The sequence below is a fragment of the Enterobacter sp. C4G1 genome, from assembly GCF_052886895.1.
Genome location: NZ_JBQVVV010000001.1, coordinates 2,069,801 through 2,086,462, shown reverse-complemented (window position 1 = coordinate 2,086,462; position 16,662 = coordinate 2,069,801). Strand labels below are relative to the sequence as shown.

Annotated in this window: 14 protein-coding genes; 5 read left to right on the top strand and 9 right to left on the bottom strand. The window is 53.2% G+C overall.

The window, feature by feature from the left end:
* Window positions 1–34: 34 nt before the first annotated feature.
* From phoA to ACT9TW_RS09980, 3 genes are all read right to left on the bottom strand, one after another.
* Window positions 35–1,450, bottom strand: coding sequence for an alkaline phosphatase (phoA, locus tag ACT9TW_RS09990; RefSeq protein WP_446492268.1), 1,416 nt, complete (start codon window positions 1,448–1,450; stop codon window positions 35–37).
* Between the two features lie 99 nt (window positions 1,451–1,549).
* Window positions 1,550–1,810: an anti-adapter protein IraP gene (gene iraP / locus ACT9TW_RS09985; RefSeq protein WP_446492267.1), complete on the bottom strand. Its 261-nt coding sequence runs from the start codon at window positions 1,808–1,810 to the stop codon at window positions 1,550–1,552.
* A gap of 247 nt (window positions 1,811–2,057) precedes the next feature.
* Window positions 2,058–3,272 carry a multidrug efflux MFS transporter gene (locus ACT9TW_RS09980; protein WP_436354090.1) on the bottom strand — a complete coding sequence of 405 codons (1,215 nt, stop codon included), beginning with the start codon at window positions 3,270–3,272 and terminating at the stop codon, window positions 2,058–2,060.
* 267 nt (window positions 3,273–3,539) lie between these two features.
* Here ACT9TW_RS09980 and ddlA point away from each other — a divergent pair, with 267 nt between their 5' ends.
* The gene (gene ddlA / locus ACT9TW_RS09975) at window positions 3,540–4,640 is read left to right on the top strand and encodes a D-alanine--D-alanine ligase (RefSeq protein WP_446492266.1); all 1,101 of its coding nucleotides are present in this window, start codon (window positions 3,540–3,542) and stop codon (window positions 4,638–4,640) included.
* Here ddlA and ACT9TW_RS09970 read toward each other — a convergent pair.
* Window positions 4,637–4,873 (bottom strand): DUF2754 domain-containing protein, encoded by a 237-nt coding sequence (locus ACT9TW_RS09970; protein WP_259834929.1) that lies wholly within the window; start codon window positions 4,871–4,873, stop codon window positions 4,637–4,639. The two genes, ddlA and ACT9TW_RS09970, sit on opposite strands and share 4 nt — an antisense overlap.
* Window positions 4,874–5,122: 249 nt before the next feature.
* Here ACT9TW_RS09970 and ACT9TW_RS09965 point away from each other — a divergent pair, with 249 nt between their 5' ends.
* Complete coding sequence (locus ACT9TW_RS09965; RefSeq protein ID WP_182059781.1) at window positions 5,123–5,428, top strand: YaiY family protein; 306 nt, start codon at window positions 5,123–5,125, stop codon at window positions 5,426–5,428.
* Here the strand turns inward: ACT9TW_RS09965 and ACT9TW_RS09960 are convergent.
* From ACT9TW_RS09960 to ACT9TW_RS09950, 3 genes are all read right to left on the bottom strand, one after another.
* Window positions 5,425–6,522, bottom strand: a complete 1,098-nt coding sequence (locus ACT9TW_RS09960; RefSeq protein WP_446492265.1) for a DUF1615 domain-containing protein — start codon at window positions 6,520–6,522, stop codon at window positions 5,425–5,427. The genes ACT9TW_RS09965 and ACT9TW_RS09960 overlap by 4 nt on opposite strands.
* 14 nt (window positions 6,523–6,536) lie before the next feature.
* Window positions 6,537–7,757 carry a peptide antibiotic transporter SbmA gene (gene sbmA, locus ACT9TW_RS09955; protein WP_446492264.1) on the bottom strand — a complete coding sequence of 407 codons (1,221 nt, stop codon included), beginning with the start codon at window positions 7,755–7,757 and terminating at the stop codon, window positions 6,537–6,539.
* Between the two features lie 116 nt (window positions 7,758–7,873).
* Window positions 7,874–8,407 carry an isochorismatase family protein gene (locus tag ACT9TW_RS09950; protein ID WP_446492263.1) on the bottom strand — a complete coding sequence of 178 codons (534 nt, stop codon included), beginning with the start codon at window positions 8,405–8,407 and terminating at the stop codon, window positions 7,874–7,876.
* Between the two features lie 204 nt (window positions 8,408–8,611).
* Here ACT9TW_RS09950 and ampH point away from each other — a divergent pair, with 204 nt between their 5' ends.
* On the top strand, window positions 8,612–9,769 hold the full coding sequence (gene ampH, locus ACT9TW_RS09945; protein ID WP_446492262.1) for a D-alanyl-D-alanine-carboxypeptidase/endopeptidase AmpH: 1,158 nt from the start codon (window positions 8,612–8,614) through the stop codon (window positions 9,767–9,769).
* A 5-nt stretch (window positions 9,770–9,774) separates the two neighbouring features.
* Here ampH and ACT9TW_RS09940 read toward each other — a convergent pair whose 3' ends face one another.
* Window positions 9,775–10,401, bottom strand: a complete 627-nt coding sequence (locus ACT9TW_RS09940) for a helix-turn-helix domain-containing protein (protein ID WP_182059776.1) — start codon at window positions 10,399–10,401, stop codon at window positions 9,775–9,777.
* Between the two features lie 93 nt (window positions 10,402–10,494).
* Entirely contained in the window at window positions 10,495–13,269 is a 2,775-nt protein-coding gene (locus ACT9TW_RS09935; protein WP_446492261.1) for an autotransporter outer membrane beta-barrel domain-containing protein, read from the bottom strand.
* 551 nt (window positions 13,270–13,820) lie between these two features.
* Here ACT9TW_RS09935 and hemB point away from each other — a divergent pair.
* Both hemB and ACT9TW_RS09925 read left to right on the top strand, forming a co-directional pair.
* A complete protein-coding gene (gene hemB, locus ACT9TW_RS09930; protein ID WP_182059774.1) occupies window positions 13,821–14,795 on the top strand; it encodes a porphobilinogen synthase in 975 nt (324 codons plus the stop codon).
* 118 nt (window positions 14,796–14,913) lie between these two features.
* Window positions 14,914–16,638, top strand: coding sequence for a lysophospholipid acyltransferase family protein (locus ACT9TW_RS09925; RefSeq protein WP_446492260.1), 1,725 nt, complete (start codon window positions 14,914–14,916; stop codon window positions 16,636–16,638).
* Window positions 16,639–16,662 lie beyond the last annotated feature (24 nt).

Below are 16,662 nucleotides of genomic sequence, written 5' to 3'. Positions count from 1 at the left end.
ACCCGGCAGAGGCGATTTCTGCCGGGTGTGTCTGTTACTTCAGACCAAGTGCCGCTTTCATGGTGTAGAACAGATCGGTTTGATCCGTCAGCCCTACCACGTTTGCCGCATGTGGACCGTAGGCAGCAATACGCAGCTGCGTGCCAGTATGTTCCATCGACTCTTCTTCAGAGTTGCCATAGCTCATCACCATCACCGCGCCGTCTTTGGTAGTCAGCGCCTGGGTCAGGCCTGGTGCTTTGGTTTCTGGCGGGATGATCTGGCTGGAGTGCGCATGGTCAGCAGTCACCACCACCAGGGTATTTCCGTCTTTCTTCGCAAATTCCAGCGCCTTCTGTACCGCTTCGTCCAGGTCAACCGTTTCACCAATCTGACCACACGGATTCGCCGCATGATCTTGCTTATCGATTGACGCGCCTTCGACCTGCAAGAAGAAGCCTTTTTCACTTTTACTCAGCAGGGAAATGGCTTTATCCGTCATGGCTGCAAGCGTCGGGATGCTGTCGTCACGTTTAGGATTCGGCGTACAGGTCACCGCAGGTTTGTCGATGTTGCCGTGGTAAGAGGCTTTCGGGCCTTCCCAACGCAACGGCATGTTGCCATCAGAGAACAGACCCAGCAGCGGTTTATCCTGATTCGCCTGGGTGATCGCCGCCAGAGAGGCAGTATCGCTTACCAGCTGGTAGCCACGCGCTTGCGCTTGTTCGCGCAGCGTTTTTCCCTGCCAGTCGCCAGCGGTTGCCGTTTCAGCAAAGGTTTTTGCGCCACCACCCAGCGTCACATCCGCACGGGCGTTCAGAAGCTGTTCGGTAATCGAACCTTTCCCCCCTTTTTCCAGCGCGTTGGTCGGGCATTTTTCGCTGGTCACAGACGGGCCGTAGCATTTACGCGAGGTAACATGCGACACCAGCGCTGCCGGGGTGGCATCCTGGAGTTCAGCGGTAGAGACGTTACCGGTTGCCAGCCCCGCCGCTTTCGCCATTTCCAGAATGGTTTGATGATCTTTTTCGTGGATGTCCACACCCAGTGCGCCATTGTAGGTTTTCACGCCGGTTGACCATGCCGTTGCCGAGGCGGCTGAGTCTGTGACGTAATCCGGTTTACCGGTTTTTTTATTCAGTGCGTAATGGGTGTATTGCCCGGTCAAGGGTAATGCATCAATACCCTTAAAGGAGCCACCCGCGCCTTCGGCATAATTTCGCGCAGCGGTAATTTCAGAATCACCCATACCGTCGCCAATCAGCAGAATAATATTTTTGGCCGGCTTCTCATTCAGTGAAGCACGAATGGCAGCGGTCTGGTCTTCTGACAGACGACGAGCGCCACCAGGCTGGGTGATATCACCCTGAGCGGCGCGATTATCCAGTACGCTGGTACTTGTGGTTTCAGCATGAATAACAGGGGTAAATAACAGGGGTATTAATGCAATGAAAAGTGCGCTCTGTTTCAATTTATTTTCTCCATGTACAAATACATAAAAAATAAAACAGAGCGACTATAGGCATCCTGCATGACATTTCTATGACACGCCGTCAGGTTTGATGACGGTTTAACTGCGTGGATGCCTTAATAGCTTCTTTACGTATTGCTGAAGCAATTGCGCATCCTCTACCGGAACCAGTGAGTCTGGTCGGGCGCTCTCCAGCGCCACTTCAACGCTGTTAATCAAGGTTTGCTGATCGTTTTTCGCCATCTGCCTTAGCAGCGCAGTGACCACAATTTCCAGCGCTTCAACCTGAGCGACCAATTCTTTGGACTCCTCTTCCTTTTGTGCAAGCTTGACCAGCAACTCAGCAATGAGATTTTTCACTGTGCTATTTCCTTATGTCATTTTTTCTGAACTTAACATTCCGAACCAATAATGCAAAGCGGTGTTGAGTATTATCTTATGCAAAATTGATTTTATAGCCAAAATAAATGACATAACTTATCAGCGAAACGTTTTTCTATTATTAAAACCCATCAAGGCGAAGCGGGAATATCACGCAAAGGCAGGTCGCATTTCGTTATATAAAAATGCGACCACCATAAGAATATATAATGTATATCGTGGCGTATTAGCGCGACGATTTTGCCTGCGCTATTTGCTGACGACGACGAAGCGCAAAAGCCAGCTGGATGATATTCACCAGGATAACCACGGCCGTGGCGGCAAATACCCAACGGAACCCTGCCATTGCCGAAACAGATGCCCCCATCAGCGGGCCTGCGACATTCCCCAAATACATAAACGACTGGTTATATCCAAAGATACGTCCCGTAACCTGATCGCTGGAATATTTCACCAGCAGCGTTTGCACCGCAGGCAACATGGCACCATCGGCAAAGCCCAGCAGGAAGCGTAATACCCCGAGCTGTAGCGGCGACGTGACAAATGACATGGCAAAGAACAGCACAACGGCAAAAATCAGCGTGCCCATTAATATGCGCGCCGTACCAATCCGGTCACCCAATTTCCCCAAACGCGGTGCAGACATCAGCGCCGAGACGCCCGGTACAGCGGCAATCATCCCGCTGAGAAACGCAATGTTGTTGCTGTCTGGCTCCATCGATTTAATAAACAGCGCGAGGATCGGGCCGACCGAGCCATTACAAAGCTGAATCACCATCGTAGTGACGAAGAGGCTAATCATCAGGCCCGGATAGGGTAACGTGGCAAACACGGCTTTCCCGCTCAGGCGTTCTGACTTGCTTACAACCGGTCGCCCACCCTCTTTGATCAAAAACAGGGTGACCAGGAAGCTTATCACCAGAAGTGCTGCCGTAATAAAGAATACAGCCCGCAATCCCACGTTGTCGGCCAGGAAGCCCCCCATCAGCGGGCCGCCAATCACGCCGCTTATCTGGGCTGTTGAAAGGGTGCTAAGCGCCCAGCCGCTACGCTCACGTGGCACTTGCGATGCCACCAGCGCCATGGCATTAGGAATATACCCGGATGTCAGTCCCATCAGGGCGCGCAGTACAAACAGCTGCCAGACGTTTGTGGCAAAAGCCTGGAGCAGTATTGCCACCGCCATCCCAAGCGATGCGCGCAGCAGCATCAGCTTGCGCCCTTTTCTGTCTGCCAGACTGCCCCACATAGGCGAGACAATGGCAGAAACCAGAAACGTGACGCTGAACACCAGACCCGACCACATCGAAAGCGCTTCATGGGATGAAACACCCAGCTGCGAAACGTACAGTGGTAAGAACGGTAAAATCTGGCTAATGGCAAGTCCGGTAAAAAAACAGCCAAACCAGACCGATATAAGGTTAACTTTCCAGGATTCCATAACAGGCGCAATCTTCATTTTTTAGGCGAATTCGCCTACAGATTAGCAAGTTACGTGCATTCACGTAGCGCCAGAGATGCGGACATGGATGACTTTGGTGTTTTATCTTCCCAGTCATCATATTTGTGAAATATGTCACAAATTATCCGTTAGCAGGTGGTGATTTATGCTTTAAAAACCACACCCAAACATTATGGCAGAAGGCCGGGAAACCCGCAGGGCATCGTGGTATGTTATAGGCTTTTCGTCAGACTGGAAGAGAGTGAAATGGCTAAGCAGCGGGTGGGTATTGTCTTTGGGGGAAAATCAGCAGAACACGAGGTGTCGTTGCAATCGGCAAAGAATATTGTCGATGCGATTGATAAAAACCGCTTCGAGGTTGTACTGCTGGGCATTGATAAACAGGGTCAGTGGCATGTCAATGATGCCGGCCAATATCTGTTAAATTCTGACGATCCGGCACATATCGCGCTTAATCCATCTGAAATCAGCGTTGCCACTATCCCGGGCAAAGTTCAGGGGCAGTTTATCGACGCAGGTAATGCGCAGGCACTGGCGCAAATCGAGGTTATTTTCCCGATTGTTCACGGCACCCTGGGTGAAGATGGTTCCTTGCAGGGGATGCTGCGTATGGCAAACCTGCCGTTTGTCGGCTCTGATGTGCTGGGCTCCGCCGCCTGCATGGATAAAGACGTTACGAAACGCCTGTTGCGCGATGCCGGGCTGAACATTGCGCCATTTATCACCCTCACCCGCGCCAACCGCGACAAACACAGCTTCGCCAGCATCAGCGCCCAACTGGGCCTGCCGTTGTTCGTTAAGCCTGCCAATCAGGGCTCCTCTGTTGGGGTCAGCAAAGTGAACAGCGAAGCGCAGTTCAATGAAGCCGTTCGCCTGGCTTTCGGGTTCGATCATAAAGTGGTGGTTGAGCAGGGCATCAAAGGCCGCGAAATTGAATGTGCGGTACTGGGCAACGATTTCCCGCAGGCGAGCACCTGTGGCGAAGTGGTGTTAAACAGCGATTTCTACTCTTACGACACCAAGTACATCGATGACAAAGGCGCGCAGGTAGTGGTGCCAGCGGCTATCGATCCAGCCATTAACGACAAGATCCGCGCGATCGCCGTTGAAGCGTATCAGGCACTGGGCTGTGCCGGCATGGCACGTGTCGACGTGTTCCTGACGCCAGAAAACGAAGTGGTGATTAACGAGATCAACACGCTGCCGGGCTTTACCAATATCAGCATGTATCCAAAACTGTGGCAGGCGAGCGGTATCAGCTACCCAGAGTTGATCACCCGCCTGATCGAACTGGCGCTGGAGCGTCACGCTGCCGACAGCGCCCTCAAAAGCTCCGTAAACGGCTAATCGACTTTATTTGCCGTATCCGTTGTATCCGCTGTCGCCTCTTCAGGCCGACGGCGGATAATTAATCCCGCCAGCCAGAAACTGATCACCCACGTCACCATGCCGACGGCATAGGTTTGCCAGCCTTTTGCGTCAAATCCCAGCAGCCCCACAACCCCGTTGAGAATGAAAATAAGGCCGATAGCAAAGGCGTAATAATGCCAGTCACGGCGTAGTTTGGAAGTGAGCTTCATGGGGACTCCGGCAGAAAAAAAGACATCCTCTCACAGTTTCGCGACCAGGTCTGTGGCGGGATGCGGGAATTCTTAAACGTGTCGCAATTTCACTTAAGTCATAAAACTGTGATCCGATGCAGAAATCGACAATCCAGGAGAATTCCTTAGGGCAAATTACCACGATTCTGATATTGACAAATGCTATGACCTGTCAGACTCCACCTGTACGACGCATTTTTGAGCAGAGTGATATTACGGGAGGTCTTTATGGCTGATTTTACATTGTCGAAACCGATTTTTGGCGGCAAACAACCAAAAACCTCTACGGCAGGCAATATCGCCTATGCCCTGTTTGTGCTGTTCTGCTTCTGGGCAGGCTCACAGCTTCTTAATATGCTGGTCCATGCGCCAGGCGTCTATGAACACCTGATGCAGGTTCAGGATACGGGCCGCCCTCAGGTAGAAATAGGCTTCGGTGTCGGCACGGTCTTCGGGTTAATTCCCTTCCTCGCAGGCTGCATGATCCTGGGCGTCGTGGCCCTTGTGCTGCGCTGGCGTCGCCACCATCGTTAAAGCGCCATACAGCGAGCCCGACGTTCATCCACGCGTTTTGCAAACCAGGCGGTAGTGAGACTACGCGTAATCTTCGGGCTCTCAAGCTGGATCCCCGGCAGAATGGCTTTTGGTAGCGCCTTGCCGCTCTTCTGCTCTGCGAGCTTAAATACCTGCTGATACAGATCCGTTTTCTCAAACGCCAGACTGTCTCCTTTCTCCAGCTGACGGCGGATCTCGCTGTTGCTCATCCCCAGTTTCGCAGACAATTTACGCACAGCCAGCTCAGTGGTGCCCGCTTCGCTGCTGCCATAAGCAATGAGATCGCCATCCAGCGCCAGTTTCACTCCGCTGGCGCGGCTCACAGCGCTCTGGAATGCAGCATTGCGGCTGGCGTACCAGCCTGCGTTAAAGTCAGCAAAGCGGTACAGCGGCTCGCTGTAGTTGGCCGGATAGTTCAGCAGATGATAAGTGCCAAACCAGAGTCCCCCCCGCAGGGAGAACACTTCCTGGCGCACCGTGCCTTCGATTTTCCACGGATAGCCATCGGTGTGTTTTTCTGCAAACGCGATGCTGACCTGCATCGGCCCGCCGGTATGGACCGGGTTAAGCGAGCCAAACAGCTTCTGCCCCATCGGCACCATACTGATGAAATCATCAAAAATGGCGCTCAGCTGTTTCTCGGTTTTCACCGTGTCCAGCCGTTCGCTGTAGCTTTTGCCATTTGGCGAGGTGATTTTGAGTGCGGTATGCACCAGGAATACCGGGATATGCATTGACTCAGCGCGGCGGTCTATCTCTTTCCAGGCAATCTTGTTCAGCCCTGGCACCGCCGGGTCGGACTGGTACATCGACTCCTGCTGAGCGACGGCCAGCACCGAGCAGATATTCTCCTCGGTGGGGGCAATCTTCTGGCTTTCAAAGGTTTTGGCTAATGCATCCGCCCACGCATTGCGATCCTTCACGCTGGCGGGCATTTTTTGCCGCACGACGCTTGCCACATCCAGTGGTTTTTCACCCTCTTTAAGCGGGGCGGCCCCTTTTTCGGCGCAGCCCGCCAGAACGAAGGCGGCCAGCAAGGACAACGGTAACGCGCGTGGTACGGCAAATGGCATAGCAACTCCCTGTATTAGCTAAATGTATTGGTCACTTCCTGAAGATCACGATCGTCAAGCTCACGCTCGAAGCTGCGTAAACGCTTGTAGATAGACATCAGTTCAACCAGCGTGGTCCAGGAGCTGATCAGATACTGGAACGAACCACGAACCTGACCAAAGACGTTGGTGATTTGCGTCATCAGACCGAGCGTAATCGTACCCGCAACAATAGACGGGAATAGCAGGAACAAACCGAAAACGTTATCGACCTGCAAATACAGAATACGGGCAATGTTGAAATACATGTAATGGAAATAGAGGCGGAAATAGTTACGGCGCACCGCGCCAAACAGCTCGCGTACGGTCGGTGGCGAGGCGCGGTTCACATCATCTTCGCCATAGACCAGCTCTTTACGGTAGGCCGCTTCCACGCGCTGGTTTTTAAACTCAAGCCCGGGCAGTTTGATCCCAACCACCGCCAGCAAGCCCGTCCCCATCAGCGACCAGACAATCGCAGCGATCACCAGGCCATATGGCAGATGCCCGACAATCGGCAGATCGGGAACATGCGCCGAAAGGGTGACAAGCACCGGCAGGAAGGCAATCAGCGTCATAATGGCATTGATAAAACTCACGCCCATATCTTCAAGCGTGGAGGCAAAACGCATGGTGTCTTCCTGCACACGCTGTGCAGCACCTTCGATATGACGCAGATGTTGCCAGTGCGCCATATAGTGTTCGTTCATCGCGGTACGCCAGCGGAAAACGTAGTGGCTGACAAAGAAGTTGTTCATCACCCCAATCACAACCGCAATCAGTGCAATGCCGAGGAAGATCCCGACCTCATGGTAGAACTGGTTAATCGTCACCTTATGCGGCGCGCTCAGCGCGGTCTGGATCAGATCGTAGAATGGTGCGTACCAGGCGTTTACCGCCACACCCACTTCCACCAGGAACCAGGTGACGAAGATGATGAGCGAGGTCCCCAGAATCGACCAGTTTTGCCAGCGATGCGGAGAGTAGACAAACCAGAACAGCGCAAACAGGCCAACGCACACGGCATAGTAAGCGTAAAACAGCAGATAGCTCAGCGACCAGAAGCGAGCCGCGCTAATGGGCACCTCGCCCGTTGCACCCACGATGCGTGTTAACCACGTGCCGCCGCCCGCCTGCCAGAAAATGACAGCGATCAGTGCCCAAATAAATGCCGACAGGAAAAAAGTCCCCGGCTTTGGGAAAAAAGACTTAAACATAATGCTTCCTTCTTGTTGTTATGGCTGTTGCTGTGTTCAACATATCACCAAACGAAAACGCTGCTACGGGCCAGCGCGCTGGCCCGGGCAAAAAGGTCAGACCCGATGGATTATTATTAGTTCGCTTCCCAGTTTTCGAGAATTGTTTCGGTGAATTTCACCTTCGGTGGGTTCAGGGGGGCAATAAAGTTACGCCAGACATCGTTATGGTGGTTAATCAGGATTTGCGCCTGCGCCGCCGGGCGGTCTGCGGTGGTATGGGCATCTTCCGCTACCGTAATGTGATAGCCACGGCTCACGCCATTTTTGATGGTGGCATCGACACAGTAATCGGTGGCACAGCCGCAAATGACAAACGCTTGAATATCCTGCTCACGCAGCAGTGCTTCCAGCCCGGTGTTATAGAATGAATCACAGGCGGTCTTGGTGACATAAAATGCCCCCGCAGGCTGTTCTACTTCAGGCAGCAGCGCAAACCCTTCACTCCCCTCTTCAAGCCCGCCGGCCTCGGTATGTTGAATAAAAATGACCGTGTCGGCAGCCTTCGTGAGCTGATTGATGCGGGAAACACACTGTTCGCGCTGATGACGCGGCGTTTCAAACACGCCTTGCTGCATATCGACAACCATAACCACACGCTTCTCAGACATAGCCCTCTCCGAAAGATTGAGTGAGATAAACGACTATCATAAGCCCGATGTCACAAAATGGGAGACTGCGATCCAGGAAATTGTTCTTATTTACCCGCGGTTACGTTTTTCTCGCTATCGTTATGCAATTCGACCCATTGCACCGCGCCGATTAGTAGTATAAATACGCATTAATTTCTTCATTCACTTCATGGATGCATTTCGTTGAAACGTTGTCTGTTATCTTTCGCCGCGCTGTGTGCGGTGAGCCTGTCTACCGCCCAGGCAGCCCAGCCGCTGACAGCCCCTGCTTTTGCCTCAGATATTGCCGACCGCTACGCTAACCTTATCTATTACGGCAGCGGTGCAACCGGTATGGCGCTGGTGGTTATCGACGGTAACCAGCGTGTGTTCCGTAGCTTTGGGGAAACGCGTCCAGGAAATAATATCCACCCGCAGCTGGATTCGGTTATCCGTATCGCCTCATTAACCAAGTTAATGACCAGCGAAATGCTGGTGAAAATGCTCGATCAGGGCGTGGTTAAACTCAACGATCCGCTCAGTAAATATGCCCCGCCAGGCGCACATGTTCCCACCTATCAGGGTGCTCCGATCACGCTGGTGAATCTGGCGACTCACACCAGTGCCCTGCCGCGTGAACAACCCGGCGGCGCGGCACACCGTGCGGTCTTCGTCTGGCCAACGCGGGAACAACGCTGGAGCTACCTGAACACGGCGACGCTGAAATCCGAGCCGGGTTCGCAGGCTTCCTATTCCAACCTGGCGTTTGATCTGCTTGCCGATGCGTTATCAACGGCATCCGGCAAGCCGTATCCGCAGCTGTTTGAAGAACAAATCACGCGTCCGCTGGGCATGAAAGACACCACCTTTACCCCTTCCCCCGACCAGTGTGGGCGCCTGATGGTGGCGGAAAAAGGGGCGAGTCCGTGTAATAACACCCTGGCAGCTATCGGCAGTGGCGGCGTTTACTCCACGCCGGGCGACATGATGCGCTGGATGCAACAATTCCTCTCTTCTGATTTCTACGCTCGCAGCAACCAGGCCGATCGAATGCAAACGCTGATTTACCAGCGTAATCAGCTGCACCGTGTGATTGGCATGGACGTGCCGGGCAAAGCGGATGCACTCGGTATGGGCTGGGTCTATCTGGCACCGAAAAATGGTCGCCCGGGGATCATTCAGAAAACCGGTGGTGGCGGTGGCTTTATCACCTATATGGCGATGATCCCGCAGGCAAACGTGGGCGCATTTGTGGTTGTGACCCGCTCGCCGAATACCCGTTTCGTCAATATGAGTGACGGTATTAATAATTTAGTTGCCGAGCTGAGCGCCAATAAAGAGAAGGTCGTTCCGGCTTCGTAAAGTGACTAATATTCCGCGGGCAAACGGTTGATACTGACCAGTTTGCCCCGGCTCATATTGATGTAATTCCCCTGCCGTAACGCGGCCAGTACCTCCGCGACGACCGAACGCGAGATGCGTGTGCGTCGCTGAATGTAGTTCATGACGCCGACCCGCGAGCGCAGCGTTTCGTCCCAACCCGCCATTACCAGCAGCGTCGAGCGGATCTGGCTGTAGGAGTTATTCCCCACCAGTTGCCCGTCACGGGATTCCATCATTTTGTGGTTCCACGAAAGCCAGCAGAAGGCATCGCGCCACAGATGCGCTTGCTGTATATAGCTGCGAGTGGCATCAGCCGGAAGATAGAAGCCGGAGCACGGTGTTTGTGCAATCAGCGTATATTGTGACCCGCAGCCTGCCATGCCGGCATTCAGGCCCAGGATAAACGGCGCGGTAATAATCTCGACCAGCAGATCGTCCTGCTGGCGGTTAATGGTTAACGTGCCGCTTTGCAGAAACAGGGTGTAGTGGTCATCGTCGTAACAGTCGCCAAAAAGGGTTTGTTCACCGGAAAGATGAAAAGGCGTGCTGTAAGGGGCCAGGCATTTTTCAAGCCGGGTAAATTCGGGAAGTGGTTTTGCGTAATGGTCCATGCCAACCTCAAGTCGTCCTTGCCTGATGGCGCTCTATCGCTGTCTTTTCGTGATTAACAATACGGGGAGGCGAACCTCCCCGGACAAAACATATTACCAGGTGTACTTCACGCCCACATTGGCACCCCAGTTCTGCTCGACGTCGCCGCCGCCCAGGTAGGTTGCATCTGAATAAGCACTGAAGTTTTTGGTGAAGCTGAACTGTGTCCCCAGACCTACACGCACCGCAGAGCCTTTCACACCGTTATCAATGCTGTCACCGTTAACATCGGCGCTGTTGTCAGCGTCGTCATACACGTATGCCAGTTTGAAGTACGGGGTCAGCGCCTGATCGGAGCCGTAGCTGAAGGTATAGCCGGTATCAACACCCACTTCGTAACGCAGGCTATCGTAGGATTGATCGCCCACCTTCATATCGTTGCTCAGTTGGTAGTTGTCGCCAGACTGGAACAGCCCGGACATCGCCGCGTATGGTGTCACATAGCCAGACTCGTTAACCTTCCAGTCGTAACCCAGTTTCATGCCGAAGCCCCAGGCATCTGTAGTGGTGTTACCATCCACATACTGACCGTTGCTCATGGTGGCGGAGAGATCGTTATTGAAACGTGAGTAGCTCAGAGAAGCATCAATAAAGACATCGCTGGCAAACTTCGCAGAGGAGTAAACCATTGCTGTCTGGCTGTCCTGATCAACCTGACCGCTACGATCGCTCAGATCGCCTTTTGCGAAGCCCGCAGCACCACCGATCAGCCATTTCGCGTCATTGCCGTCGATGTGTGTATCCACACCGACCATAATGCCGCTGGCGTCCTGGTCGTAGCTGATGATCCCGTTGTCACCATCAAGATTCCCACCGAAGAAGCTCACCCAGGCACCACCGTTATCCGTCAGACCATGGCGGCTGTTGGTGATACGTGTGCTCAGCGTATCCTGCTGGAGGTTCCAGATGTTGGCATTTGCAGAAGGGATGCTCAGCGCCATATTCGCGTAGTCGGTCAGCTCCTGCTGGTGCAGAACGACGGTATCGCCTTGTTGCAGCGCTTTATAGGTATACGCACCTAAATCCGCTTTGTTTGCCGCAGTAAAGGTGGCTTTGGTGTTGGCGTTATTATCGTAAACGCGAATAACTTCATTATTTTTATAATCAGCAACAGAGCCTGCGCCGGTGGCATTATCAATGCGCACCCTGTAGTTGCCGGCAATTTCACCGTTCACGGCCAGGTGGCCATCGGCATTAAGCGCAACCACACCGTAGTCGTAATCCGTCGCATGACGATCGTTGGTGATATAGCGGGCGTTGTTCAGATCGCTGTTCAGCACGTAGTCGCGGCTGGCGACATTCAGCACACCGCCGTCGGTCAACACCATGTTGTGGGTGTCAACCTGGCCCAGGCCAAGCGCCAGCTCAGCACCGTTATCCACGGTGATGGTATTGGCGTACAGCCCGGCGGTTTCTTCCGTCAACGTTGCAAGGCTACCGCTGTCCAGATAGAGGCTGTCGGTCGCAACACCACCACTGTCTCCGATATTCAGGGAAGACGCGCCGGTCAGAGTAATGCTATCTGCCAGCAGACCCGAATCTTCAACATTCACCTGCGAGCCGCTGTTCACGGTCAGGGTATCGATATTAGATGTCTTACGGGTATCCCATTCGGATCCGCCGTTCAGAGTCACATTAAACAGACCGCTCTGATACACCGCCTCGCCCGCCACGTGGCCGGTGCTGTCGAAGGTTGAGGTTGGCCAGATGCTGTTCGCCGTCAGGGCGGTCCAGTCCACGCTGCTGTAACCCAGACCGTACATCTGCGATTCACCAATGGCCTCAACGCTGGACTGAGCTGCGCCGACCCATTTGCTGCCATTATTCAGCGTCACATCCAGCTTGTCGGTGCCATCCCAACCGTTGGTAGTAGGGTTGTATACCCCATCATCCGTGGTATCGGTGGCAGGATCGCCGTTCACATAGAAGTTGTTATCGAAGGTGCTGGAGAAAAGAATGTCGCCCGTGATGGTGGAGTTGTCGAACGTAGCGGTGGTTTGCATCGCATTATCCGCTGCGCTGGCTGCGACAATCAGGGCGGCATCATCAGCGGAGGTCGCGTTAGTTTCAGCGTAATCACTCGGCTTCGCCGTCTGGCCGTAGAAACCAGAGGTGCCCAGATCGCTGTATGCGCCAGAGGTCAGCACGGAGTCTTTCACGACCAGAGTATTGGTAAAGACGTTACTGCTGTTCGCAACACCCTCAACACTGTCATACGGCGTATTATCCAGCTCCTGCTCCCCTTGCGTCAGGGTAATGCCCGCGATGCGTGAGTTATTCTGAATAACAATATCGGATTCCACATCCAGCGTAATCGCGTTACCCAGACCATAGGTGTCCAGATACTGCGTGGTGCTGGTATCACCATCCGTCACGTTATAAGCGTAATGCTCATAAATGTCGTTAATGGTCGAGTTATCGACCGTCAGGCTAAAACGATCGTACTGCGCGTGGGTTGTCCCGTCAGTATCTACCCCGTCTGCACATGTCGTTGTCATACACCCGGAGGTGATCATGCCATTGATTGTGCTGTTGGTGATGGACAGGGAATTCGCGCGGCCATTCGCACCGTCATCAAGATAATAGGTCGAGATAACGCCATTCACCGTGGACTTGTTGATGACCGGGTAGATATCGTCGTCGCTCGACGTGTCTGAATAGTCCCAGTCGGCATAGCCATAATACCAGGGTGACGTAACCGTACTGTCGTAACCAAAAGTATTATAGGTTGTCCCCGAGATATCTTTAGCATTTACCTGAGAAGCGATAGCCAGTGTACAGGCTAATGCAATTTGAGATACAACCAGTTTCTTTTTCCATGTTTGCATTGAGTCATCCCTCCTCAGGGACGTAAGCAAGTTTGTCCGTCAAATAACCATTACAATGATATATTGCGAAAAGGATTATGCCGTCTCAAAGGAAAAAGGTTCAATGAGTCTTTCCATTAAGTCCGAATACAGACAATTAGCATGGGTAATTAAATATTAAAATTAAAAACACAATAAAAACAATGCATTAAAACGCGACGATAAAATCAAAAAGGAAGGCCAGATTATTAAATGATCATCTGTGGTTATATTTAGATGACAATCTAAAAGTCAGGTAAATACCATTAAGAACACATCCAAAATAAAGAACAAAAAAAGAAGGTAAACTTATTCATACAAAACCTGTTCAGCCTGCGATGAATAATCAACATCAATTAAAAGTAAGAATATCCACTATTTATAATATGTATTATTTCGCATTGATTTACGTGCCTGTTCAAATATTAAATAACAGCGTCTGCCTGTCATTGCCTAAACGACCACTTTAGTAAAACAGACAGGCTTCATTTCGGGTACACTGTGCCTCATTGTTCCTCAACGTCAGGCATATCATGACCGATTTAATTGCTCGTCCCCGTCGCCTGCGCAAGTCACCGGCACTGCGCGCTATGTTTGAAGAGACAACACTGACCTTAAACGATCTGGTGTTGCCGATTTTTGTTGAAGAAGAGATCGATGATTACAAAGCCATCGATGCTATGCCGGGCGTCATGCGCATCCCGGAAAAGCATCTGGCACGTGAGATCGAACGCATTGCGAATGCGGGTATCCGCTCGGTTATGACCTTTGGCATTTCCCATCATACCGATGCCACCGGCAGCGATGCGTGGAAAGAAGACGGCCTGGTCGCGCGCATGTCGCGCATCTGCAAAGAGACCGTGCCTGAAATGATCGTCATGTCTGACACCTGCTTCTGCGAATACACCTCTCACGGCCATTGCGGTGTGCTGTGCGATCACGGTGTGGATAACGACGCTACCCTGATGAACCTGGGCAAGCAGGCCGTTGTTGCCGCTGCTGCCGGTGCCGATTTCATCGCCCCTTCTGCGGCGATGGATGGCCAGGTCCAGGCGATCCGTCAGGCGCTGGATGCCGCCGGTTTCACCGACACGGCTATCATGTCCTATTCCACTAAATTCGCCTCCTCTTTCTACGGCCCGTTCCGTGAAGCCGCTGGCACGGCGCTGAAAGGCGATCGTAAAACCTACCAGATGAACCCACTAAACCGCCGCGAAGCGATCCGCGAATCCCTGCTCGATGAAGCCCAGGGTGCAGATTGCCTGATGGTGAAACCGGCTGGCGCGTATCTGGATATCCTGCGCGACATCCGCGAACGTACCGAACTGCCGCTGGGTGCATACCAGGTGAGCGGTGAATACGCGATGATCAAATTCGCCGCGCAGGCGGGTGCGATTGATGAAGAGAAAGTGATCCTCGAAAGCCTGGGCGCTATCAAACGCGCGGGCGCGGATCTGATCTTCAGCTATTTCGCACTGGATCTGGCCGAGAAGAAAATTCTGCGTTAATCCGCATGGCCTCTCTCCCCCAGGGAGAGAGGCGTCTGGTGCAATAACTTCACCAAACTGCAATACAAACGACATCTCCCCCTTCTACTGTCTGGGCAAGACGGCAGGAGGAGTTACCATGTTTAGTCTCGACAGCGTTCTCGATGACCTTTGGCCTCAGGCGAGGCCCGCACCCTGGCAAAAAAGTCTGTTAAAAAGACTGTTCTACGAAGAAGAATTCCAGCAGTTTGCAGCAAACCACCGCCACCTGAAAGGGCTGGACATGGTGGAGCAAGTCCTGGAGCATCTCGATATTCTCTGCACCGTTTCCGCCCGCGATCTCGAACAAATCCCCGAACATGGCCCCCTGGTCATTATCGCTAACCACCCTACCGGCACCCTTGACGGGCTGGCACTGATGTATGCCGTTTCCCGCGTGCGCCGCGATGTGAAAGTGGTAACCAACCGGATGCTGACGCACCTGGAGCCGCTCAGCTCGCTGTTTATTCCGGTGGACAACATGGGTGGCAAGACGGCGAAAACATCTCTGGTGCAGATGGAACAACATCTGCAAAACGCCGGGGTACTGATTTTCTTCCCGGCAGGTGAAGTATCCCGCCCGACGCGCAAAGGTATTCGCGATAAAAAATGGCACTCTGGCTTTATCAAGCTGGCCAGCAAACTGCGCGCGCCGCTGCTGCCGGTGCATATTCAGGCGCATAACAGCCTGCTCTTTTACGCCAGCACGCTGGTCTCGCCGACGCTCTCCATGCTGCTGTTAATGCAGCAGATGTTCCGTCGCCGTCACAGCCAGCTGCCGATTAAAGTAGGCCAACAAATTAGCTGGGATAACTGGTTTAGCACCACACTTTCACCACGTGAGATGGCCGAACAGTGCCGTCAGCACGTGATGCGTCTTGGCAAGGGACTGCCTGGCGTATTCAAAACCCAGTGCGCCATTGCGCGCCCGGAAGACCGGGCTACGTTAAAACGCGAGCTGGCGCAGGCCGAGTGTCTGGGGAAAACCAGCGACGGTAAAACTATCTATCTGTGGCAACGCAACGCGCAGGAAGATGCCCCACTTCTGCGTGAACTGGGGCGTCTGCGCGAAATTGCGTTTCGCGCCGTGGGGGAAGGCAGCGGCAAACGCCGTGACACCGACAGCTACGACGACGACTATTTGCACCTGATCCTGTGGGATGACGAGGATCTGGAAATTGTCGGCGCATATCGCTTTATGCCAACGGCAATGCAGGTCGACAGGCGTGGTCTGGACGGGCTGTACAGCTATAGCCTTTTCCACTACGACGACAAAATGCAGGATGTGCTGGAACACGGTATTGAACTGGGGCGCAGCTTTATTCAGCCTCGCTACTGGGGACGCCGTGGGCTGGATTATCTGTGGTCAGGGATTGGCGCCTATCTGGCGCGTTATCCGCACTATCGCTATCTGTTTGGCCCGGTTTCCATTTCCGGTGGATTACCGCCTGCGGCACGGGATCTGCTGGTAGCGTTTTACCGCCTGTGGTTCCCGGCAAGCCATCCGTTAGCAGCCTCACGTCGGCCTTATCCGGCATCGCTGCCGGACGTGCTGGCCCAGTTTGGCGGCGTCGATTATGTGGATGACCTGACGAAGCTGAAATCTCTGCTCGGAAATCTGGGTTGTGGTATTCCACCGCTCTACAAACAGTATTCTGAGCTGTGCCAGCCTGGTGGGGTGCAGTTTATCGATTTTGGCAGCGATCCGGCATTCAACAACTGCATCGATGGACTGGTGCTGGTGGACTTAACCTGTCTCAAGGCGAATCGCTATCAGCGGTATATTGAGGCGCATTTAATACCCTCACCCCTGCCCTCTCCATGAGAGGGAAAGTGTGAAAAACGCACC